This window comes from Brachybacterium sp. AG952 (genome assembly GCF_004362645.1).
GTDB lineage: Bacteria > Actinomycetota > Actinomycetes > Actinomycetales > Dermabacteraceae > Brachybacterium > Brachybacterium conglomeratum.
Genome location: NZ_SNXV01000003.1, coordinates 67,674 through 88,709, shown reverse-complemented (window position 1 = coordinate 88,709; position 21,036 = coordinate 67,674). Strand labels below are relative to the sequence as shown.

Here is a 21,036-nt window from a genome sequence, read left to right as displayed (position 1 = left end):
GCGGTCAGCCCGCGTGGACGAGGGCTCAGCCCTCCTCCCACTGCTTGTCGTCCTGCTCCCACTCCTCGTTGCGCTTCGCGGCGGTGCTCAGCGCGCGCTCGGCCTCCTCGCGCGTGGCGTAGGGGCCCATCCGCTCGGTGGCCGGGGACTGCGCCCCCTCCTCGACCGCGCCAGTGCTCAGGTTGTAGTAGTACTGCGTGCCCTCGGTCACGTCGGTCTCCTTCGCTGTCGGTGAGAGACTGGTGGACATGACTGTAGAGCAGGATTGGATCCGTCCCGAGGGGCGCGCGCTGCTGGTGCCCGGAACCCTCAGCCCCCGTCGGCCCGTGCCCGCGAGCATCGAGCGCCCCGAGTACGTGGGCAAGGACGAGGCGGTCTCGGACACGGGTCCGTTCGTGCAGAGCGCCGACGTGATCGCCCGCGTGCGCGAGGCGTCCCGCGTCGCGGCGCTCGCCCTCCAGGCCGCCGGCGAGGCCGCGCAGCCCGGCGTCACCACCGACCACATCGACGCGGTGGTCCACGACGTGCTGCTCGAGAACGGCGCCTACCCCTCCACGCTCGGCTATCTCGGCTTCGAGAAGTCCTGCTGCACGAGCCTGAACGAGGTCATCTGCCACGGCATCCCCGACTCGACCGTGATGCAGTCCGGGGACATCCTCAACGTCGACGTCACCGCCTTCCTGCACGGCGTCCACGGCGACTGCAACGCGACCTTCCTCGTCGGCGACGTCGCCCCGCGCGCCCAGGAGCTGGTCGAGGTCGCCCACGACGCGATGCTGCGCGGGATCAAGGCGGCTCGACCCGGCCGCGAGGTCAACGTGATCGGCCGCGTCATCGAGAAGTTCGTCTCCCGCCACGGCATGGAGTCGGTGCGCGACTACACCGGCCACGGCGTCGCCGAGGGCTTCCACAACGGGCTGGTCATCCCCCACTACGACTCCGCGCCGATGTTCGACGACGTCATCGAGGAGAACATGACCTTCACCATCGAGCCGATGGTGACGCTCGGCTCGCAGGCCTGGGACCAGTGGGACGACGGCTGGACGGTCGTCACCCGCGACGGCTCCTACTCGGCCCAGTTCGAGCACACCATGCTCATCACCGACGCGGGCCCCGAGCTCCTCACCGTCGTCTGAGACCGGTCCGTTCCCGGACCCCGCGGACCGCTCCCTGCGACCACCGCGGGGCCGGCGGCGGCGCGGGGCCGTCCCCGGACGTCCCCGTCGCGTGCCTGCGCAGCCCGGGTATCGTGGGCGCCCGAGAGAGGGCGCCGAGGACGGTGCCCCGGCACCGGGCGGGGCCTTCCCGCATCGCACGACCAGGGAGAGATGATGAGCAAGAAGGCCTTCGGGATCGACATCGGCGGCAGCGGCATCAAGGGAGCGCCCGTCCACCTCGGCAAGGGCGAGCTCGCCGCCGACCGGGTGCGGATCCCGACCCCGCAGCCCTCGACCCCCGAGGCCGTGGCGGACACCGTCGCCGAGCTCATCGGCTCCTTCGACGTCGCCGAGGACATGCCCGTCGGCGTCACCTTCCCGGCCGTGATCCAGGAGGGCGTGGCGAAGACCGCCGCGAACGTGGACAGGTCCTGGATCGGCACCGACGTGGACGCCCTGTTCACCGAGCGCACCGGCCACGACGTGTTCGTGGTCAACGACGCCGACGCCGCCGGCATCGCCGAGATGGAGTTCGGCGCCGGCCGGAAGAGCTCCGGCGTGGTGCAGGTGTTCACCCTCGGCACCGGCGTGGGCAGCGCGACCTTCGTCGACGGCCGCCTGGTGCCCAACACCGAGCTCGGCCACGTGCTCCTGCACGGGGACAGCGCGGAGAAGTACATGGCCTCCTCCGCCAAGGAGCGCGAGGACCTGGACTGGGAGACCTGGGCAGGCCGGCTCCAGGAGTACTTCTCCCACATCGAGTTCCTCTTCAGCCCCACCCGCATCATCGTCGGCGGCGGCGTCTCGAAGAAGCACCAGAAGTTCCTGCCGCTGCTGGACCTCGAGGCCGAGATCCTCCCCGCCGAGCTCCGCAACGAGGCCGGGATCATCGGGGCGGCGGTGCTCGCCCACCGCGAGGTGAAGGCGCTGAAGAAGGGCAAGAAGAAGGACGACAAGCACCACGCCGGCAGCTGAGCCCGTCGGCCGGGGCCGTCCCGCGGCCGGAGTGCACCGTCGACCGGAGTGCCGCGTCGGCCGGGGGATTCCGTCGCGAGCGCTCCCCTCGGGCGCCGCGCCCGTCGAGCGCGACCCGCGCGGGGTTGCCCCGCGGGGCGGACCAGCCGGCCTGTAAGCCGGGTTCTGTGATCGGCAGCCATCCCTCTCGGGTCGCCGTTGCCGACGACCTCCAGCGGTCTACCCGGGAACTCGGGCCGGCGCCCTCATGCGTTCCCTGTCTGACCTTGCTCCCGGTGGGGTTTACCGTGCCGGTCTCGTCACCGAGACCGCGGTGGTCTCTTACACCACCCTTTCACCCTTACCGCCCCGCCCGAGGGCGCGGCGGCGGTCTGCTCTCTGTGGCACTGTCCCGCGGATCACTCCGGGTGGGCGTTACCCACCACCGTGCCGGATGGAGCCCGGACTTTCCTCGGCCCCGCGGCGCAAGCCGCGGGGACGCGGCTGCCCGGCCGACTGGTCCGCCCGGCAGTCTACGCTCCCACCTGCACCTCCCCCTCCCCCGTGGGCAGGCTCCCGCGCCGACGTGCCGAAGCTCTCGCGGCGCCCTCCCTCGACCCTGCCCTGCCACCTCGGAGAATGGTCTGATGCTGATCCTGCTCCCGCCCTCGGAGACGAAGACCCGGCCCGCAGAGGTGGGGCATCGTCCGCTCGACCTCGACGAGCTCGCGCTGCCGGCGCTGCGGGAGGCGCGCGGGACGATGCTGCGGGCCGCGCACCGCACCGCCGCGGGGTCCGACGCCGCCTCCCGACTGGGGGTCCCGGCCTCCTCCCCCGAGCTCGTCGGGCGCATGCTGCACCTCGAGCAGGAGCCCGCCGCCGCGCCGCTCGGCGTGTACTCGGGGGTGCTCTATGACCAGCTCGAACCGGGCGCGGAGATCCCCGGCGACCGTCGCGTGCTGGTCCAGAGCGCGCTGCTGGGCCTGGTCGACGCCGGGTGCGACCGGATCCCCGCCTACCGCCTCTCCGCCTCCTCGCAGCTCTCGCGGCTGGGGAAGGCGGGGTCCTGGTGGGCGCCGCGGCTGAAGCCGGTCGCCGCACAGCTGCGAGAGGAGGAGGCCGCGGGGCCCTCACCGCTGGTGGTCGACTGCCGCTCGGGCTCCTACCGCTCGATGATGGCGATGCGCAGCGGGGACGGGGTGCGGGTGCTGGAGGTCGCGCCGGTGCAGGAGAGCGGCGGGGTCCGCAAGGTCATCTCCCATGACGCGAAGCGCTACCGGGGCCTGGTGACCCGTGTGCTGCTGGCGGCGCAGGCCGCGCCCGCCACGGCGGAGGAGCTGGTCGACGTGGTCGGCGAGGGCCTCGCCGGGAGCGCGGGGCGCGGCAGCTCCCGGCTCGGCGTCGAGCTGGACGGGGACAGGCTCGTCGTGGTCGACCGGGTCGACTGACTCCGCCACGACGGGCGTGGGCCGCCCGGCCGCGTCCCGCGGGTCCGGCCGAGCGCCGCGGCCCCGGCTCTCGGGCGGCCCCGTCGCGTTCGGCCTGCCCGACCGGGTTCGGCCGGCCCGACCGGGTTCAGCCGGCCCGGCCGCCCCACGGGTCGGTGACCTGCGCGGTGATCTGCACGTCGAGGCCCGGCAGCGCTTCCGTGAGCAGCTCGCGGGCGAGCGGGAGCCACAGCGCCTCGCTCGCGGCGTGCGGCACGTCGATCAGCGCCGGCACGGCGTCGGGGTCCGCCGCGGACTCGAGGTGCTCGAGCGCCGGGTGGTGGCGCAGGTCGGAGGTGATGTACACGTCGGCGCCGCTGCGCGTGGCGGCCTCCAGGAAGGAGTCGCCCGCCCCGGGGCAGACGGCGACGGTGCGCACAGGGCGCTCCGCCTCGCCGGTGTGGAGGATCCCGCGCGCGGTCGCGGGGACCAGGGCCGCGATCTGCTCGGCAAGGGCGCCGACGGTGGTGGGCGTCGCCGGCTCGCCGACGGCGCCGAGGCCGAAGCGGGTGGAGCCGTGGCCGGCCGCCTCCCCCTCGTCACCGGGCAGCAGCGGGCGGGGGTCCTGCAGCGCGAGCGCCCGCAGCCAGGCGCCGACGGTGCCTCGCGTGGAGCGGTCCACGTTCGTGTGCCCGCACCACAGCGCCGTCCCGGCGCGCAGCAGGTCGGTGACCACCGCGCCCTTCCCGTCGTCGGCAGGCAGGAAGCTCGCCCCGCGCAGCAGCAGCGGATGGTGGGTGATCAGCAGCTCGGCGCCGGAGGCGACCGCCTCGCGGGCGACCGCGAGCGTCGGGTCCACGGCCAGCAGCACGCGGGAGACCGGCGCCTCCCGCTCCCCGAGGACGAGGCCAGCGCGGTCCCAGTCCTCCGCCCAGGCGAGCGGATAGGCGGCCTCGAGCACGCCGACGACGTCGCCGACGGTCACGGTGGTCTCGGTGGTCGCCGGGGTCCGGGCGCTCAGGGCGCTCATCCGCGCAGCGCCCGCGTCTCGACGAGCGCCGCCTGGTAGGCCTTCCACGGCATGAGCACGCACTTGACCCGTGCGGGGAACTTCGCCGCGCCCATCAGCGCGACGCCGTCGCCGATCAGCTCCTCGTCGCCCTCGATCCGGCCGCGGGAGCCGATCGCCTGCTCGAAGTGGGTGCGCACCGGCTCCACCTCCTCGACGCCGTGGCCGATCAGGAGATCGGCCATGATCGAGGCGGAGGCGCGGCTCATCGCACAGCCGACCGCGTCGTAGGAGACGTCCTCGATCCGCTCGGCGCCGTCCTCGGACAGGTGCAGGCGCAGCGTGATCTCGTCGCCGCAGGTGGGGTTCACGTGGTGGACCTCGGCCTCGAACGGCTCGCGCAGCCCGGCGTGGAGGGGCCGCTTGTCGTGCTCGATCACGAGCTCGGTGTAGAGCGCGGAGAGATGGGTGCTCATGAGAGGGCTCCGAAGAACTCGACGGTGCGGGCGACGCCGTCGACGAGCGCGTCGACCTCGGCGTCGGTGGTGTGGACGGAGAAGGACGCGCGGGTGGTGCCGTGGAGCCCGAAGCGGCGGTGCAGGGGCCAGGCGCAGTGGTGGCCCACCCGCACCTCGATGCCGTAGGAGTCCAGCACCTGGCCGACGTCGTGCGGGTGGCGGCCGGCGACGTCGAAGGCGACTGCTCCGGTGCGCTGCGGGGAGGCGGCCGGGCCGATGATCCGCACCCCGTCGATCCCGGAGAGCCCGTCGATCGCGCGCAGGGTGAGAGCCTGCTCGTGCGCGGCGATCTGCTCCATGCCGAGCGCATCGAGATAGTCGCAGGCGGCGGCGAGGCCGACGGCCTGGGAGATCGGCGGGGTGCCGGCCTCGAAGCGGGCGGGCGGCTCGGCGAAGGTGCTGGCCTCCATCGTCACCGTCTCGATCATCGATCCGCCGGTGAGGAAGGGCGGCATCGCCTCGAGCAGCTCGTAGCGGCCCCAGAGCGCGCCGATGCCGGTGGGGCCGAGCATCTTGTGCCCGGACAGGGCCGCGAAGTCGACTCCCAGCGCGGCGAGGTCGAAGGGCATGTGCGGCGCGGACTGGGCGGCGTCCAGCACCGTCAGCGCGCCGACCGCGCGCGCCGCCTCGACGAGCCGGCCGACGGGGTTGACCGTGCCGAGAACGTTGGACTGGTGCGTGAACGCGAGGACCTTCGTGCGCTCGGTGAGCAGCGAGTCGAGGTCCGTGAGGTCGAGGGTGAAGTCCTCGGCCATGGGGATCCAGCGCAGGACGGCGCCGGTGCGGCGGGCCAGCTCCTGCCACGGGACGAGGTTCGCGTGGTGCTCCATCTCGGTCACGAGGATCTCGTCGCCCTCGCGCACCCGCAGGCGCTCGGGGGTGGAGGTGTCGCCGTCGCCGAGGGAGCGGGCGACGAGGTTCAGCGCCTCGGTCGCGTTCTTCGTGAAGACGATCTCCTGCGCGGAGGGGGCGCCGAGGAAGGCGGCGAGCCGCTCCCGGGAGTCCTCGTAGGCGTCGGTCGCAGCCCCCGCCATGCGATGCGCGCCCCGCTTGACCGCGGCGTGGTCATGGGTGAGATAGGCGACCTCCGCATCGATGACCTGCTGGGGGCGCTGCGAGGTGGCGCCGCCGTCGAGGTAGATCATCGGGGTCTCGGGGTCGAGCATCCGCTGCAGGATCGGGAAGTCGGCCCTGATCGAGTCCACGTCGAAGGGTCTGGTCGCTGCGCTCACCTGCGGGGCCTCCTGTGGTCGATGGCGGTCCGGCCAGTATAGGAACGCCCAGGTTCCGGAGGCGGGGCCGTGAGACCCTGTGCACAGTCCGCTCGACCCGCGACCCCGGAGGTGCCCGTGGAGACCCTGATCCTCGCCGCGATCGGTGTGTCCATCGCGGTCTCCCTCATCGTCATCATCGGCCGCATGCTGGTGCGCCGGCGCGAGGAGCGCGAGAAGTGGGAGCGGGACGGCCGTCCCGAGCCGCGCGAACGAACCCCCGAGGAGAAGGAGCGCGACCGTCGCAGCGCCATCACCTGGGGCTGCCTCGTCGTGGCCGTGCCCGTGGTGCTGGTGCTGGCGTACTGGGTCAGCCGCTGAGGCTGCGGCCCTTCGCGCGCCGGCCGCCCGCGTCGGCCCCGCGATGGAGGCGGACGCAGACCGAGTGGCGTGTTTCGACCGGTATTGCTGAGGAATACCGGTCGGAATACGCCACTCGGTGCAGGGACGGCCGGGCGGCGACGACGGGGCGTGTGCGCCGGGGCTCAGCACGGCCACAAGGGTCGCGGGAGTCGTGCTCGGACTGTGCTCCACTCCGTGAGAAAGCCCCCGACCCAGCACTGTCAGTGCAGGTCAGGGGCCTCTCTTTGGGTGGGTCGTGAGGGGCTCGAACCCCCGACCTTCTGGGTGTAAACCAGACGCTCTGACCAGCTGAGCTAACGACCCGGAACGGGGTCTCCCCCGTCGACGCGGAGCGACCCCGCCGGAACGGGGACTGCCCCGTCAGCGCGGGGTGTCCCCGCCGTGACGGGGTGCCCCGTCGGTGGTGGCGGTCAGTTGGTGCGGCTGGCCAGGCGGGTGCCGGTCCAGTCGGCGGCCAGCGACAGCGAGCTCATCACACGCAGGCCCGCGATCTCGGCGCTCTCCTGCACCTCGCCCGGGGCGACATGCCCGGGCCGGCCGGCCTTCGGTGTGAGGAGCCACACAGGGGCGCCCGCCTCGATGTTGCGCAGCGTGTCGACGAGGGCGTCGGTGAGGTCGCCGTCGTCGTGGCGCCACCACAGCACCACGGCGTCGACGATCTCCTGGGTGTCCTCGTCCTCCATCTCCTCACCGATCAGGTCCTCGATCGCGTCGCGGAGGTCGTGGTCCACGTCGTCGTCGTAGCCGATCTCCTGCACGATCTGACCCGTGGTGAGGTTCAGCGCCTCGGCGATGGCGCTGGGCGTGGGGGCGTCGGCCGACGGTGACAAGAAAGAACTCCTCAGGACGTGGTGTCAGTGCGAGCGCAGCATTCCGATCGACCCGCACGGGCCCACCGCGAGTGCTGCGCGCGCCGATTCTATGCCACGGCGCACTCTCCTGCATTCCCGGCGCAGGACGTCGGTCCCGGTGCAGGCGGCAATGTCCCGAGCGTCACAGATGAGGAGGGTCTGTGAAGGTCCTCGGCGCGTCGCACGACGGTAGTCTGGACGGAACCGAGGCCGACAGGAGCCGGGCCCACCGGCGTTCTTCAGCTCCCGCGGCCGGTCCATCGACTCCGGTAGAGAGAAGGACAGTGTGACTTCGCACGAGACCCCTCGTCCCATCGGCATCAACCTGCCGAGCCACGCGCAGGATCCGGACCCGGAGGAGACCCGGGAGTGGCTCGACTCGTTCGACGGACTCGTCGAGCACCGCGGTGTCGACCGCGCCACCGAGGTGATGCAGAGTCTCATCCAGCATGCTCGCGACGAGGACCTGCACCTGCCGGACTCGCTCACCACGGACTACGTGAACACGATCCCCGCGGATCAGCAGCCCGAGTACCCCGGTGACGTCGAGCTCGAGAAGGAGCTGCGCAACATCAACCGCTGGAACGCGGCGATGGTCGTCCATCGCGCCCAGCGCCCCGGCGTCTCCGTCGGCGGGCACCTCTCCTCCTACGCCTCCATCGCCACGATGTACGAGGTGGGCTTCAACCACTTCTTCCGCGGGCGCAGCCACCCCGGCGGCGGCGACCACGTCTTCTTCCAGGGACATGCCTCCCCCGGCATCTACGCCCGCGCCTTCGCGATGGGCCGCCTCGGCCAGGAGGACCTCGACGGCTTCCGCCAGGAGGTCTCCTCCGAGCACGGCATGCCCTCCTACCCGCACCCGCGGGCGATGCAGGACTTCTGGGAGTTCCCGACGGTCTCCATGGGCATCGGCCCGGTCAACGCGATCGAGCAGGCCTCCTTCGACCGCTACCTGCACAACCGCGGCCTCAAGGACACCTCCGAGCAGCACACCTGGGCGTTCCTCGGCGACGGCGAGATGGACGAGGTCGAGTCCCGCGGCGCGCTCCACATCGCCGCGAAGGAGCACCTGGACAACCTCACCTTCGTCATCAACTGCAACCTGCAGCGCCTGGACGGCCCGGTCCGCGGCAACGGCAAGATCATCCAGGAGCTCGAGAGCCAGTTCCGCGGTGCGGGCTGGAACGTCGTCAAGGTGATCTGGGGCTCGGGCTGGGACCCGCTGCTCCAGGAGTCCACCGACGGCGCGCTCATCGACCTGATGAACGCGACCCCGGACGGCGACTACCAGACCTACCGCGCGGAGAACGGCGCGTTCATCCGCGACAACTTCTTCGGCCGCGACCCGCGCACGAAGGCGCTCGTCGAGGACCTCTCCGACGACGACATCTGGTGGAAGCTCAACCGCGGCGGCCACGACGCCAAGAAGATCTACGCCGCCTTCCAGCAGGCGATGACGCTGAAGAACGGCAAGCCGACCGTCATCCTCGCCCACACCATCAAGGGCTACCGCCTGGGCTCGAACTTCGCCGGTCGCAACGCGACCCACCAGATGAAGAAGTTCACGATCGAGGACCTCAAGGCGCTGCGCGACACCCTGCGCATCCCGATCTCCGACGAGCAGCTCGAGTCCGGCAGCGTCTACGACGCGCCGTTCTACCTGCCGGGCGACGACTCCCCGGTCATGCAGTACCTCAAGCAGCACCGCGAGGCGCTCGGCGGCCCGGTCCCCTCCCGCAGCACCGAGCACAAGGCGCTCGAGCTGCCGGGCGACAAGGCCTACGAGGTCGTCCGGCGCGGCTCCGGCAAGCAGGAGATCGCCTCGACGATGGCGCTCGTGCGCCTGCTCAAGGACCTCATGCGCGACAAGGAGACCGGCAAGCGCTGGGTCCCGATCGTGCCCGACGAGGCCCGCACCTTCGGCATGGACTCGCTGTTCCCGACGGCGAAGATCTACAACCCCGACGGGCAGAACTACCTCTCGGTGGACCGTGACCTGCTGCTGGCCTACAAGGAGTCGACCTCCGGCCAGATCAAGCACATGGGCATCAACGAGATCTCCTCGACCGCGGCCTTCACCGCGGCGGGCACCTCGTACGCCACGCACGACTACCCGATGATCCCGTTCTACATCTTCTACTCGATGTTCGGGTTCCAGCGCACCGGCGACTTCTTCTGGGCGGCCGGCGACCAGATGGCCAAGGGCTTCGTCATCGGCGCGACCGCCGGCAAGACGACGCTCGCGGGCGAGGGCCTCCAGCACATGGACGGCCACTCCCCCGTCCTCGCCTCGACCAACCCCGGCGCGGTGATCTACGACCCGACCTACGGCTACGAGCTCGGGCACATCATCCGCGACGGTCTGAAGCGCATGTACGGCGAGGACGACCGCCTGCAGGAGGTCTTCTACTACATCACCGTCTACAACGAGCCGATGGTGCAGCCGGCCGAGCCCGAGGACCTGGACGTGGAGGGCCTGCTCAAGGGCATGTATCTCCTCGACCAGGCGCCCGAGGGCGACGGCCCGGTCTCGCAGCTGCTCGCCTCCGGCGTCGGCGTCCCGTGGGCCAAGCACGCCCGCGAGCTGCTCGAGCAGGACTGGGGCGTGCGCGCCAGCGTGTGGTCGGTGACCTCGTGGACGGAGCTGCGCAAGGAGGCCCAGGAGGCCGAGAAGCACAACCTCCTGAACCCCGAGTCCCCGCGCACCCCGTGGATCTCCCAGCGCCTCGAGGGCGTCGAGGGCCCGTTCGTGGCCACCTCGGACTACGACTTCATGGTCCCGGACATGATCCGCGAGTGGATCCCGGGCCGCTACGGCGTGCTCGGCGCCGACGGCTGGGGCTTCTCCGACACCCGCCCGGCCGCCCGCCGTCATCTGAAGATCGACGCCCACTCGATGGTCGTCAAGACGCTGCAGATGCTCGCCCGCGACGGCAAGGTCGACCCCTCGGTCGTCCGCCAGGCCATCGACAAGTACGACCTGACGAACGTGAACGCCGGCGAGTCCGGCTCGTTCGGCGGCGAGTCCTGATCACCCCCGTCGGGCCGCTCCTCCGTGCGAGGGGCGGCCCGACGGCCGCTCTCCCCCTCTCCGCGGCCCGTCTCGTCCCACGAGCGGGCCGTCCCTCACTCCCCTGGAGGTACCTGTGCTTGCGATCGTCTGCCCCGGCCAAGGGGCGCAGAAGCCCGGCTTCCTGACCCCCTGGCGCGAGCTGCCGGGCGTCGAGGAGCTGCTGGGCTCGCTCTCCGAGCCGGCCGGCATCGACCTGCTGCGCCACGGCACCGAGTCCGACGCCGACACGATCCGCGACACCGCGGTCGCCCAGCCGCTGCTGGTCGCCGCGGGCATCGTCGCCGCGTCCCAGCTGCGCTCCGAGGAGGACCTCCCCGCGGCCGACGTGCTCGCCGGCCACAGCGTCGGCGAGCTGACCGCCGCGGCGCTCGGCGGGGTGCTCTCCGACGAGGACGCGATGCGCCTGGTCGCGGTGCGCTCGCGCGCCATGGCCACCGCCGCCGCGGCCGAGCCCACCTCGATGGCGGCCGTCGTCGGCGGCACCCGCGAAGACGTGCTCGCCGCGATCGAGCGCCACGGACTCCACCCTGCGAACATCAACTCCGCCGCCCAGGTCGTCGCCGCCGGCAGCGCCGAGAAGATCGCCGCGCTCGGAGAGGACGGCCCGGCGAAGGCCCGCGTCATCCCGCTGCAGGTCGCCGGGGCCTTCCACACGCCGTACATGGCCGCCGCCCGCGAGGAGCTCGCCGCCTTCGCGCCGACGCTCTCCCCCGCCGACCCGACCCTCCCGCTGGTCTCCAACGCCGGCGGTGAGGTCGTCACCTCGGGCGCGCAGTACCTCGACGCGATCGTCACCCAGGTCGCCTCGCCCGTGGACTGGGAGGCCTGCATGGCGACCTTCCGCGACCGCGGCGTGACCGCGATGATCGAGGTCGCCCCCGCGGGCACGCTCACCGGGCTCGCGAAGCGCGAGCTGAAGGGGATCGCGCTGGCGAACCTCAACGCACCCGACGATCTCGAGGCCGCCCGCGCCCTGGTGCGCGAGCACGCCGGGCTCGCCCCCTCGGACCAGGAGGCCTGACATGGCGATCACCCTCTCCGCCCCGAGGACGGTCCCCGGCTCGCAGGTCCTCGCCTACGGCGCGGCCCGCGGCGACCTGGTCGTCCCCAATGACGACCTCGTCGGCCCGATCGACTCCTCCGACGAGTGGATCCGCCAGCGCACCGGCATCGTCACCCGCACTCGTGCGAGTGCCGAGGTCGGCGTCAAGGACCTCTCCCTCACCGCGGCGAAGGAGGCGATCGAGCGCTCCGGCATCGCGCTGGAGACCCTCGACGCGATCATCGTCTCGACGATCTCCTTCCCCTATCCGACCCCGTCGCTCGCGACGCTGCTGGCGGGCGAGCTGGGCCGGCCCGACGTCATCGCCTACGACATCTCCGCGGCCTGCGCCGGCTTCGCCTACGGCATCGGGCAGGCCGACTCCCTGATCCGCTCGGGCGCCGCCCGGAACGTGCTGGTGATCGGTGCGGAGAAGCTCTCCGACTTCGTCTCCCCCACCGACCGCTCGATCTCGTTCCTGCTCGGGGACGGGGCCGGCGCCGCGGTCGTCGGCCCGTCCGACGCCCCGCGCATCGGCCCGACGGTCTGGGGCAGCGACGGCGAGAACTGGGACACGATCCGCATGACCGGCTCGTCGATCGACTTCCGTGACGGGAAGGCCGAATGGCCCACCCTCGAGCAGGACGGCCGCACGGTGTTCCGCTGGGCCGTCTGGCACACCGCGAAGAAGATCCGCGAGATGCTCGAGCTCTCCGGCATCGGCATCGAGGACGTGGACGTGTTCGTCCCCCACCAGGCGAACATGCGCATCATCGACGAGCTCGCCAAGCAGCTGAAGCTGCCGGAGGACGTGGTGATCGGCCGCGACATCGCCGAGACGGGCAACACCTCCGCCGCGTCGATCCCGCTGGCCACCCACCGCCTGCTCGAGGAGGGCGCTGCGAAGAGCGGCGACGTGCTGGTGCAGTTCGGCTTCGGCGCCGGGCTCGCCTACGCCGGTCAGGTGCTGGTCCTGCCCTGAGCCCCGCCCGGGCCGCCGGGCACCGCCCGGACGACTGTCACCCGCATCACGACCGGGAAGTAACATCGTTCGGCCTGACCGGAACAGCACAGCGTCCCGGGTAGTCTGTCCCCGCCACACAATCCGAACATCCCTAAGGAGCACCCATGGCACACACCGAGAACGAGATCCTCGAGGGCCTCGCCGAGATCGTCAACGAGGAGACCGGTGTCGCCACCGAGGACGTGAAGCTCGAGAAGTCCTTCACCGACGACCTCGACATCGACTCCATCTCGATGATGACCATCGTCGTGAACGCGGAGGAGAAGTTCGACGTGCGCATCCCCGACGAAGAGGTCAAGAACCTCGCCACCGTCGGCGACGCCGTCAAGTACATCGCGGGCGCCCAGAACTGAGCCCCGCCTGACGCCCGGGACGGGTTCGTCCCGGGCGTCGCCGTTCCCCGTCTGCCCCGACCCGGAGGTCCGCATGTCCGCTTCCCGTTCCCGAGTCGCCGTCACCGGCCTCGGCACCGTCAACCCGCTGGGCGCGGATGTCGCCTCGACGTGGGAGGCGGCCCTGGCCGGGACCTCCGCGGCCCGCACCCTCGAGAACGACTGGAAGGAGTCCTACGGGCTCTCCGTGGACTTCGCCTGCCGTCTGGTGCCCGGGGCGCTGGACTCCCTGAGCCGTCCCGAGTCGAAGAAGCTCGACCCCTCCGGCCAGTACGCGATGGTCGCCGCCCGCGAGGCATGGGCCGATGCGGGCGCCCCCGACGTCGACCCGACCCGCCTCGGCGTGGTCGTCGGCACGGGCATCGGCGGCATCTGGACGACGCTGGACCAGTGGGACGTCGTGCGTGAGCGCGGCGCCCGCCGCGTCAATCCCTTCACCGTGCCGATGCTCATGGCGAACTCCTCCGCCGCGAACATCTCCATGGAGCTCGGCGCCCGCGCCGGCGCCCACACCCCCGTCTCCGCCTGCGCCTCCGGCTCGGAGGCCGTGGCGCTGGGCATGGGCATGATCCGCGACGGCCGGGCCGACGTGGTCGTCGTCGGCGGCACGGAGGCGTCCATCCACCCGATGACCATCGCGGCCTTCGCGAACATCCGGGCCCTGTCCACGCGCGTGGCCGATCCCGAGCACGCCTCGCGCCCCTACGACGTGGACCGCGACGGCTTCGTGCTCGGCGAGGGCGCGGCGATCCTGGTGCTGGAGAGCGAGGAGCACGCGAAGGCCCGCGGCGCCCGCGTCTACGGCTACGCCGCCGGCCGCGGCATGGCCTCCGACGCCCACCACATCTCCGCCCCGAACCCCGAGGGGCAGGCCGCCGCGGTGCGCGAGGCGGTCGAGGACGCCGATCTCGCCGCTGCGGACATCAAGCACCTCAACGCCCACGGCACCTCGACGCCGCTCGGGGACATCGGCGAGCTGAAGGCCGTCTCGGACGCGCTGGGCGGCGAGACCGATCAGATCGTCGTCACCTCGACGAAGTCGATGACCGGCCACCTGCTCGGCGGCGCCGGCGCGCTCGAGACCGTGTTCTCGGTCCTCGCCGCGCACCATCGCACCGTCCCGCCGACGATCAACATCGAGAACCTCGACCCCGAGACCCCGATGGCGATCGCGAACGGCGCCCCGGCGCAGCTCCCCGAGGGGGATCTCGCCGTGCTCAACAACGCCTTCGGCTTCGGCGGCCACGACATCGCGCTGGTGGTCACCGCGGCCTGACCGGCACCGCTGCCGCAGCGCTCGCGATGGGCGCCCGCTCCCCTCGGGGAACGGGCGCCCTTCGCGCATCGGAGCATCGTGCGGCCGCGGCCGCCGCGCGCTCAGCTCACGCGGTGCAGCCAGCGCATCGGCACGCCCTCGCCGGCGTGGCGGTAGATCTCCAGCTCCTCGTCCCACGGCTCGCCGAGGGCGATGCCGAGCTCGCGCGGGAGTGCGCGGGGATCGGAGCCGGCACGCTCCATGCAGCCGCGCACGTGGTCCTCGGTGAGCACGATGTTGCCGGCGTGGTCGGTCGCGGCGTGGTGGATGCCGAGCTCGGGGGTGCAGCTCCAACGGGCGCCGTCGACGGCGGCGGTCGCCTCCTGGGTGACTTCGAATCGCACCTCGTGCATGCCGCGCAGTGCGCTGACCAGGCGTGCGCCGGTGTCCTCACGGCCGCGCCAGGTCATCTCGGCCCGCTGCAGGCCACGGCCGACGGGCTGGTCCTCCCAGCGGATGCGTGCGGGCATGCCGAGGACCCCGCTGGCCGCCCACTCGATGTGGGGCGTGAGGGCGCGCGGGGCCGAGTGGATGTACAGAACGCCCTGGGTCATCTCGTTCCTTCCGGTGTCCGATGCGTCTTCCCCAACGAATCGGAACCGTGGACGGAGCTGATGGCAGCGCGTGCTGGTCCGTGACGAGCTTAGAGGGTCTCCCTGATCTGGCGCAACGCGCGCTTCTTCACGGAGCGCTCGAGGCCGTCGATGTAGAGCTCCCCGTCGAGGTGGCCGACCTCGTGCTGGATGAGGCGGGCGATGATCCCCTCGCCGGCCAGCTCGATCTCCTCTCCCTCGAGGTTCGTGCCCACGCAGCGGGCAAAGGCGGAGCGGGTGCGCGGGAAGAAGAGACCCGGCACGGAGAGGCAGCCCTCGTCGTCGTGCTGCAGCTCCTCGGAGAGCTCGACGATGACGGGGTTGAGGATGTACCCGAGCTCACCGGTCTCCACGAGGTGCCAGGAGAAGGCGCGCTGGCCGATGCCGATCTGGTTCGCGGCCACGCCCGCGCGGGCGGGGTCGTCCACGGTGTCGAGCAGGTCCCGCACGAGGGTGCGGGTGCCGTCGGTGACCGTGCGGATCGGGTCGCAGGGGGTGCGCAGGACGGGGTCGCCGACGACCCGGATGGGACGGACGGTCACGCCTGCTCCTCCCCCGGCTCCGCGCCGAGCACCCGGTGGGTGACCTCGACGCCGGGGACGACGCTGCGCTCGACGGTGCAGCCCGCCGCGACCGCACGGCCGAACACCTTCACGACCGTGGCGATCTCCTGCTCGGTGAGCCCCTCGAGGGGGAGCTGCACCTCCTCGGCGATCGACAGGTAGCGGTTCTCGGCCTCGTCGGAGGTGCCGTGGGCCCACAGCCGCGCCTCGAAGTCCTCGCCGAGGCGGCGGGCGAGGTTCACGTCGCTGCTCATCCCGGCGCAGCCGATCAGGGCGAGCTTGAGCAGCTCGCCGGGGCTCACCTCGCCCTCGCCGTGGCCGATCGGGATCTCGACGCCGCGCTGGGTGCGGCCGACGAGGGTGCGGTGGCCGGTGCGGTCCGCCCACACGCTGCCGGGGCCGAAGTCCTCCGGGAGCGGGAAGCGGTCATCGGGCAGGGAGGGCATCGGCGTGCTCCTTCAGGGGACCGGAGGAAGAAATGACTCAGCCCCGGGCGAGGCCGGGGCTGAGTCGCAGGGGCTCCCGCAGTTGGATTCGAACCAACAACCCTTCGATTAACAGTCGAATGCTCTGCCGTTGAGCTATGCGGGATCGACCTGGACGACTGTAGCAGGATCGGGGCGGGGCTCGCATCCCGGAACCCCCTCACGACCGGCCACTATGACGAAGGTTACGCGCCCACGCCGGGTCCCGTCGTGGATGCTGACGCGTCATCGCCCGGACCGCCGCTCCCGGATCGAGGAGGTCGTCATTCCTCCGGAGCATCTCGAGGAGGCGGGTGGCGCCGCGGCGACCGGACAGCCCGTCTGAGGCGCAGCACTCGCGGAGCGTGGGGCGCTGCGTCGTGCCAGGTCATGCGGACGTGCGTGGTAGATTCGTCCGGGCCCTCTCGAGGGGCCACGGCCCAGTAGCTCAGCCGGTCAGAGCAGCGGACTCATAATCCGTCGGTCGCGGGTTCAAGCCCCGCCTGGGCTACTCCTCCCCCTCGGCGGGCATCTGCCGCAGCAGGTGCCTCAGCGCGTGCTCGAGCTCGGGGTGAGCAGGCTCGAAGCCGCTCCTGTGCAGCCGGTCGTCCGAGACGTCCTGGTCGGTGCGAATCAGCTCGTCGGCCCCGGCGCGGCCGAGCAGGAGCGCAGGTCCGGCGGCGGGGACAGGCAGCAGGGCGGGCCGGTGCAGCACCCGCCCGAGGGTCCTGGCGAACTCGCCGGCGGTGACCGTTCTCGGCGCGACCGCGTTCAGCGGCCCGTCCGCCGTGCTCGAGAGGATCACGTGGGCGTAGGCCCGGACCATGTCGTCCAGCGAGATCCAGGAGACGGCCGCGTCCCGAGCGGTGAGCCGCCCGCCCACGCCCCCGAGGAACAGCGGCAGCTGCGGCAGCAGCGATCCGCCGCCGTCGCTGAGCACCAGGCCCGTGCGGAGCAGCGCCACCCGCAGTCCGGCCTCGCGCGCCGGTGTCGTCGCGGCCTCCCAGTCGCGCACCACCTCGGCGAGGAACCCCTCCCCCGGGCCGGAGTCCTCGACCAGCTTCTCCCCCGGCCGGCGCGGCCCGTAGTACCCGATGGCGGAGGCCTGCACGAGGGCCGTCGGCCCGTCGGCCATGCCGGCGAGGGTGCGGGCGAGGAGCGCGGTCCCCGCGAGGCGGGAGGCGCGGATCTCCGCCCGTGCCGAGGCGGTCCATCGCGTCGCGATAGAGCGGCCCCCGAGGTTGACCACGACGTCCACGCCCTCGAGGTCCGCGGGGTCGAGCCGCCCTCCCTGCGGGTCCCAGGAGATCTCGCCCGGCGCCGTCGCGGCGCGCCGCACCAGCGGCCGGACCGTGTGACCGCCGGTGCGGAGCAGCGCCGCCAGCTGGCTGCCGATGAGCCCCGAGGACCCGGCGATCGCCACGGTGAGCGGGCGCCGGTCCGCCCGCGCCGCGTGGAAGGCGAGGTCCTCGCGCAGCTGGCGGGCGCGGAAGTGCATCACGCCGTGCACCAGCTGCTCGACACGGGGCTCCCACCGCTCGAGGCGCCGCGGCAGCTCGACCTCGAGGCGGTCGTGCACCGCGGCGCCGGAGCCGCTCTCCTCGACCGCGTGCTCGTGCCGCCAGGTGCGCCACGGGCCGCGCACCTGCTGGTCGGCGAAGTCGAAGGGCGACTCCGCTGGGGCGTGGCGCAGCAGCCAGCGGGGGCGCAGCGGCTGCGGAAGCAGCGCCGGGCCGAGGCGCACACCGACGAGGCGGCCCTGCCCGGTGCCGCCCGCGGCGGGGTCCTCGGCCGTGGCCAGGCCCGGCGGGGTGAGCCGGGTGAGCGCTCCGGGCCGTTCCAGCCAGGCGCTCACCTCGTCGCGGGGGTGCTCGAGGTGGTGGCGGGTTTCGATCCTCACGGCGACTCCTCGACTCCGGAGCGGGCGGCGGGCCACCCGTTCACATCGGCTTCCCGCACACTACATCGCCAAGCTAACGACGTGTGAGAGACTCCCGAGGCACGGTGCACGCTCGAAGGGACGCCATGTCGCGCAGCACCCCGTCGGCCCCCGCGGCTGCCCCCACCCATCGTCGTCCCCCTCGGCGGGGCGCCCGCGTGCTGCGCAGCCTGCTCCCGGCGCTGGTGATCCTCGGCTGGCTCGCCGGCATGGCGCTCGGCGGCCCCTACTTCGGCCGCGTCGGCGAGGTCTCCTCCGACGACCGCACCGCCTATCTGCCCGAGACCGCTGAGGCGACCGAGGTCTCCCGGCTCGCCCCGGAGTTCACGGGCTCCGACGAGATCCCGGCGATCGTCGTGATCCCCTCCGAGGAGCAGATCGACGCCGCCACCGCCGAGCACATCGCCGCGAGCATCGAGGCGCTCACGGAGCTCGAGGCGGTGGGCGAGGAGATCTCCCCGCCGATCCCCTCCGAGGACTCCCTCGCGGTGCAGGCCTTCGTCCCACTCGATCCCGACGCGGACCTGGGCGCGGCGACCCATGCGATCGAGGACTCCCTCGCCCAGGACCTGTCCGCCGGCCTCGACGCCCATGTCACCGGCCACGCCGGCTTCTCGGCGGATCTGGGCGACGCCTTCGCCGGGATCGACGGGCTCCTGCTCGCCGCCGCGCTCGCCGCGGTGCTGGTGATCCTGGTGCTCGTCTACCGCTCGCCGCTGCTGCCGCTGATCGTGCTGTCCACCTCCGTCTCCGCGCTCTGCGTCGCGCTGCTGATCATCTGGCACCTCGCCGATGCGGGAGCGCTGCTGCTGTCCGGGCAGACCCAGGGCATCCTGTTCATCCTCGTGATCGGGGCGGCGACCGACTACTCGCTGCTGTACGTGGCCCGCTATCGCGACGAGCTGCGACGTCTGCGCGGCCGGGCGGAGGCGACGCGGGCGGCGCTGCGCGGCACTCTCGAGCCGGTGCTCGCCTCCGGGGGCACGGTGATCGCCGGCCTGCTGTGCCTGCTGCTGTCGGACCTGAAGTCCAACAGCGCCCTCGGCCCCGTCGCCGCGATCGGCATCGCCGTCGCGATGGCGGCGGCGCTGACCTTCCTGCCCGCCGTGCTGCTGCTGTGCGGGCGGGCGGCGTTCTGGCCGCGACGGCCCCGCCACGAACCCGACGCCGACGAGTCCGCGGAGCTCGCCGGGCACGGCGGCTGGGGCCGTGTCGCCGCGGCGGTGCGACGCCGCCCGCGCCCGCTGTGGATCCTCACCGCGGTGCTCCTGGGCCTGGCCTGCCTGGGCGTCACCCAGCTGCAGGCCTCCGGCGTCGCGCAGTTCGAGCTCGTGCTCACCGAGTCCTCCGCCCGTGACGGCCAGGTCGCGCTCGGCGAGCACTTCCCCGCCGGCGCCGGCTCGCCCGTGCAGGTGATCACCGCGCAGGAGGACCTCGAGGAGACGGCCGAGCAGCTGCTCGCCCAGGACGGCATCGACGCGGTCACGGTCGCCTCCGCCGACTCCCCCAGCGGCTCGGCCGAGGTCACCGTTGAGGGGATCCGTCCGGCCGGCCCGCCCGGTGCGCCGGTGCCCGAGCCCACCGCGGTCGACGGGCAGGTGCTGCTCCAGGGCACCCTGACGGAGGCCCCGGACTCCGCCGCGGCGGAGGAGACCGTCCGGGCGCTGCGCGCCGATCTCGCGGCCGACGGGCCCGCGGCGCTGGTCGGCGGGGTGACCGCCACGGCGATCGACACGAACGACGCCTCCGTCCACGACCGCGCGCTCATCATCCCGATCGTGCTCGCGGTGATCCTGGTGATCCTCATGCTGCTGCGCGCGATCCTCGCTCCGGTCCTGCTGATCGCGACGACCGTGCTGTCCTTCGGCACGGCGATGGGGATCTCCGCCCTGCTCTTCGACCACGTGCTCGGCTTCCCGGGCGCCGATCCCGCGGTGCCGCTGTTCGGCTTCGTGTTCCTGGTCGCCCTCGGCATCGACTACAACATCTTCCTCATGACGCGGGTGCGGGAGGAGGCGCTGCGGCACGGCACGGCCGACGGGGTGGTCCGCGGCCTGGCCGTCACCGGCGGGGTGATCACCTCCGCGGGGCTGGTGCTCGCCGCGACCTTCGCGGCGCTCGGCGTGATCCCGATCCTGTTCCTCGCCCAGCTCGCCGTGATCGTCGCGCTCGGCGTGCTGCTGGACACCTTCGTGGTGCGCACGCTGCTGGTGCCGGCGCTGGTGCTGGACCTGGGGAAGGTCGTGTGGTGGCCCTCGCGCCTGTGGCGCGAGGGCGCCCGCTGACCCGCGGCGAGCCTCCGCGATCGACGTCCAGGGGCTCGACGTCCAGGGGCCCGAGGTCCGGGGCGCGACGTCCGGAGTCGCGGGGCCGGCGCCTGGTCAGCCGCGGCGAGGAGACGGCCGCTGCGGGGCCGGTGACCGCGTCACCGGGGAGAGCGGCGAGTCGGAGGTGATCTCCGCGTCGAGCACCCCCGCGATGCGGCGGAGGAAGGCGGCGACCTCGCCGCGGGCCTCCTCGGGCACCTGCTCCGCCGCCTCCTGCATCCGCGCGTGCAGGCCGTCCAGGCGCTCCCGGACCTCCGTGTGCCCGTGCTCGGTCGCGACGACGACGCTCGAGCGGCGATCGTGCGGGTTCGGGACCCGCTGCAGATGCCCCGAGGCGGTCAGACGGTCCAGCAGCTTCGAGCTGGAGGCGCCGGAGATCCTGAGCAGCCGCGCCAGGCCCAGCGGGGTCAGCGGCTCCCCGTGCCGCTCGTGCGCGATGACATAGCGCAGCGCGGCCAGGTCGGTCGTGTTCATGTCCATCCCGGCGCTCATCCGTCGACGCATGTCGCCGTGTGCGGCCTGGTAGGTGCGCAGCGCCGTGAGCACGTCGATCGCGGAGTCGTGCTCGGGGTACCAGTAGCCGACGGGGTGCTCGCCCCCCGCCTCTGCCGTCGCCTCGCCCGACGCGTCGGCGCCGCGTGCCCTGTCCGCTGCGCCGGCCGCGTCCCGACGCGCGGTCCCGTCCTGTCGCGACTCCTGCCCGCCGCCCGCTTGGCCCATCCCAGGATCGTAGCGTCCTGCGGGCGGGGGA

At 72.6% G+C, this 21,036-nt stretch carries 20 protein-coding genes, 3 tRNA genes and 1 other RNA gene; 11 read left to right on the top strand and 13 right to left on the bottom strand.

All coding sequences use genetic code 11. The features are described from left to right. Nucleotides 1–25: 25 nt before the first annotated feature. Entirely contained in the window at nt 26–211 is a 186-nt protein-coding gene (locus DEU31_RS08665) for a hypothetical protein (protein WP_010551639.1), read from the bottom strand. Between the two features lie 37 nt (nt 212–248). Between DEU31_RS08665 and map the strand changes: the two genes are divergently transcribed. Together map and ppgK are read left to right on the top strand one after the other, a co-directional pair. Then, nucleotides 249–1,136: a type I methionyl aminopeptidase gene (gene map, locus DEU31_RS08660; RefSeq protein WP_053915705.1), complete on the top strand. Its 888-nt coding sequence runs from the start codon at nt 249–251 to the stop codon at nt 1,134–1,136. A gap of 195 nt (nt 1,137–1,331) precedes the next feature. Beyond that, entirely contained in the window at nt 1,332–2,132 is an 801-nt protein-coding gene (gene ppgK, locus DEU31_RS08655) for a polyphosphate--glucose phosphotransferase (protein ID WP_100199783.1), read from the top strand. Nucleotides 2,133–2,270: 138 nt separating this feature from the next. Here ppgK and rnpB read toward each other — a convergent pair. Beyond that, nucleotides 2,271–2,631, bottom strand: an RNA gene (gene rnpB / locus DEU31_RS08650) — RNase P RNA component class A. Between the two features lie 127 nt (nt 2,632–2,758). Between rnpB and yaaA the strand changes: the two genes are divergently transcribed. After that, the gene (yaaA, locus tag DEU31_RS08645) at nt 2,759–3,559 is read left to right on the top strand and encodes a peroxide stress protein YaaA (RefSeq protein ID WP_010551642.1); all 801 of its coding nucleotides are present in this window, start codon (nt 2,759–2,761) and stop codon (nt 3,557–3,559) included. A gap of 127 nt (nt 3,560–3,686) precedes the next feature. Here the strand turns inward: yaaA and DEU31_RS08640 are convergent, their stop codons facing one another. The 3 genes from DEU31_RS08640 to DEU31_RS08630 are packed head-to-tail and all read right to left on the bottom strand — an operon-like array spanning nt 3,687 to nt 6,297. Further along, the gene (locus tag DEU31_RS08640) at nt 3,687–4,568 is read right to left on the bottom strand and encodes a Nif3-like dinuclear metal center hexameric protein (RefSeq protein WP_133676833.1); all 882 of its coding nucleotides are present in this window, start codon (nt 4,566–4,568) and stop codon (nt 3,687–3,689) included. Then, complete coding sequence (gene sufU / locus DEU31_RS08635) at nt 4,565–5,023, bottom strand: Fe-S cluster assembly sulfur transfer protein SufU (protein ID WP_010551644.1); 459 nt, start codon at nt 5,021–5,023, stop codon at nt 4,565–4,567. The genes DEU31_RS08640 and sufU overlap by 4 nt, the downstream gene beginning before the upstream one ends. Next, a complete protein-coding gene (locus DEU31_RS08630; protein WP_133676832.1) occupies nt 5,020–6,297 on the bottom strand; it encodes a SufS family cysteine desulfurase in 1,278 nt (425 codons plus the stop codon). The genes sufU and DEU31_RS08630 overlap by 4 nt, the downstream gene beginning before the upstream one ends. Before the next feature lie 117 nt (nt 6,298–6,414). Between DEU31_RS08630 and DEU31_RS08625 the strand changes: the two genes are divergently transcribed. Beyond that, on the top strand, nt 6,415–6,657 hold the full coding sequence (locus tag DEU31_RS08625) for a hypothetical protein (RefSeq protein ID WP_053915700.1): 243 nt from the start codon (nt 6,415–6,417) through the stop codon (nt 6,655–6,657). Nucleotides 6,658–6,928: 271 nt separating this feature from the next. Here DEU31_RS08625 and DEU31_RS08620 read toward each other — a convergent pair. Further along, nucleotides 6,929–7,002, bottom strand: a tRNA-Val gene (locus tag DEU31_RS08620). A gap of 107 nt (nt 7,003–7,109) precedes the next feature. Next, entirely contained in the window at nt 7,110–7,529 is a 420-nt protein-coding gene (locus tag DEU31_RS08615; protein WP_010551647.1) for a DUF3052 domain-containing protein, read from the bottom strand. 307 nt (nt 7,530–7,836) lie between these two features. On the opposite strand from DEU31_RS08615, the gene aceE reads away from it, so the two are divergent. The 5 genes from aceE to DEU31_RS08590 all read left to right on the top strand — a co-directional run bounded on the left by aceE (nt 7,837) and on the right by DEU31_RS08590 (nt 14,360). Continuing rightward, nucleotides 7,837–10,584: a pyruvate dehydrogenase (acetyl-transferring), homodimeric type gene (gene aceE / locus DEU31_RS08610; protein ID WP_133676831.1), complete on the top strand. Its 2,748-nt coding sequence runs from the start codon at nt 7,837–7,839 to the stop codon at nt 10,582–10,584. 115 nt (nt 10,585–10,699) lie between these two features. Continuing rightward, the gene (locus tag DEU31_RS08605) at nt 10,700–11,647 is read left to right on the top strand and encodes an ACP S-malonyltransferase (protein WP_133676830.1); all 948 of its coding nucleotides are present in this window, start codon (nt 10,700–10,702) and stop codon (nt 11,645–11,647) included. A 1-nt stretch (nt 11,648) separates the two neighbouring features. Beyond that, a complete protein-coding gene (locus tag DEU31_RS08600) occupies nt 11,649–12,650 on the top strand; it encodes a beta-ketoacyl-ACP synthase III (RefSeq protein WP_010551651.1) in 1,002 nt (333 codons plus the stop codon). Nucleotides 12,651–12,796: 146 nt separating this feature from the next. Further along, nucleotides 12,797–13,045 carry an acyl carrier protein gene (locus DEU31_RS08595; RefSeq protein WP_010551652.1) on the top strand — a complete coding sequence of 83 codons (249 nt, stop codon included), beginning with the start codon at nt 12,797–12,799 and terminating at the stop codon, nt 13,043–13,045. Between the two features lie 73 nt (nt 13,046–13,118). Then, nucleotides 13,119–14,360 carry a beta-ketoacyl-[acyl-carrier-protein] synthase family protein gene (locus DEU31_RS08590; protein ID WP_133676829.1) on the top strand — a complete coding sequence of 414 codons (1,242 nt, stop codon included), beginning with the start codon at nt 13,119–13,121 and terminating at the stop codon, nt 14,358–14,360. A gap of 101 nt (nt 14,361–14,461) precedes the next feature. Here the strand turns inward: DEU31_RS08590 and DEU31_RS08585 are convergent, their stop codons facing one another. The 4 genes from DEU31_RS08585 to DEU31_RS08570 all read right to left on the bottom strand — a co-directional run bounded on the left by DEU31_RS08585 (nt 14,462) and on the right by DEU31_RS08570 (nt 16,146). After that, nucleotides 14,462–14,953 carry a DUF3145 domain-containing protein gene (locus DEU31_RS08585; protein ID WP_010551654.1) on the bottom strand — a complete coding sequence of 164 codons (492 nt, stop codon included), beginning with the start codon at nt 14,951–14,953 and terminating at the stop codon, nt 14,462–14,464. Nucleotides 14,954–15,042: 89 nt separating this feature from the next. Further along, a complete protein-coding gene (locus DEU31_RS08580) occupies nt 15,043–15,534 on the bottom strand; it encodes a peptide deformylase (RefSeq protein ID WP_133676828.1) in 492 nt (163 codons plus the stop codon). Next, nucleotides 15,531–16,001, bottom strand: coding sequence for an OsmC family protein (locus tag DEU31_RS08575; RefSeq protein ID WP_133676827.1), 471 nt, complete (start codon nt 15,999–16,001; stop codon nt 15,531–15,533). The genes DEU31_RS08580 and DEU31_RS08575 overlap by 4 nt, the downstream gene beginning before the upstream one ends. Nucleotides 16,002–16,074: 73 nt before the next feature. Next, nucleotides 16,075–16,146: transfer RNA gene (locus DEU31_RS08570), tRNA-Asn, on the bottom strand. Nucleotides 16,147–16,456: 310 nt separating this feature from the next. On the opposite strand from DEU31_RS08570, the gene DEU31_RS08565 reads away from it, so the two are divergent. Beyond that, nucleotides 16,457–16,530, top strand: a tRNA-Ile gene (locus DEU31_RS08565). On the opposite strand, the gene DEU31_RS08560 is transcribed toward DEU31_RS08565, so the two are convergent. Continuing rightward, the gene (locus tag DEU31_RS08560; protein WP_133676826.1) at nt 16,528–17,919 is read right to left on the bottom strand and encodes a TIGR01777 family oxidoreductase; all 1,392 of its coding nucleotides are present in this window, start codon (nt 17,917–17,919) and stop codon (nt 16,528–16,530) included. The two genes, DEU31_RS08565 and DEU31_RS08560, sit on opposite strands and share 3 nt — an antisense overlap. 248 nt (nt 17,920–18,167) lie before the next feature. On the opposite strand from DEU31_RS08560, the gene DEU31_RS08555 reads away from it, so the two are divergent. After that, the gene (locus DEU31_RS08555) at nt 18,168–20,243 is read left to right on the top strand and encodes an MMPL family transporter (protein WP_243733801.1); all 2,076 of its coding nucleotides are present in this window, start codon (nt 18,168–18,170) and stop codon (nt 20,241–20,243) included. A 96-nt stretch (nt 20,244–20,339) separates the two neighbouring features. Here DEU31_RS08555 and DEU31_RS08550 read toward each other — a convergent pair whose 3' ends face one another. Next, entirely contained in the window at nt 20,340–21,005 is a 666-nt protein-coding gene (locus DEU31_RS08550; RefSeq protein ID WP_010551659.1) for a MarR family winged helix-turn-helix transcriptional regulator, read from the bottom strand. Between the last annotated feature and the right edge of the window lie 31 nt (nt 21,006–21,036).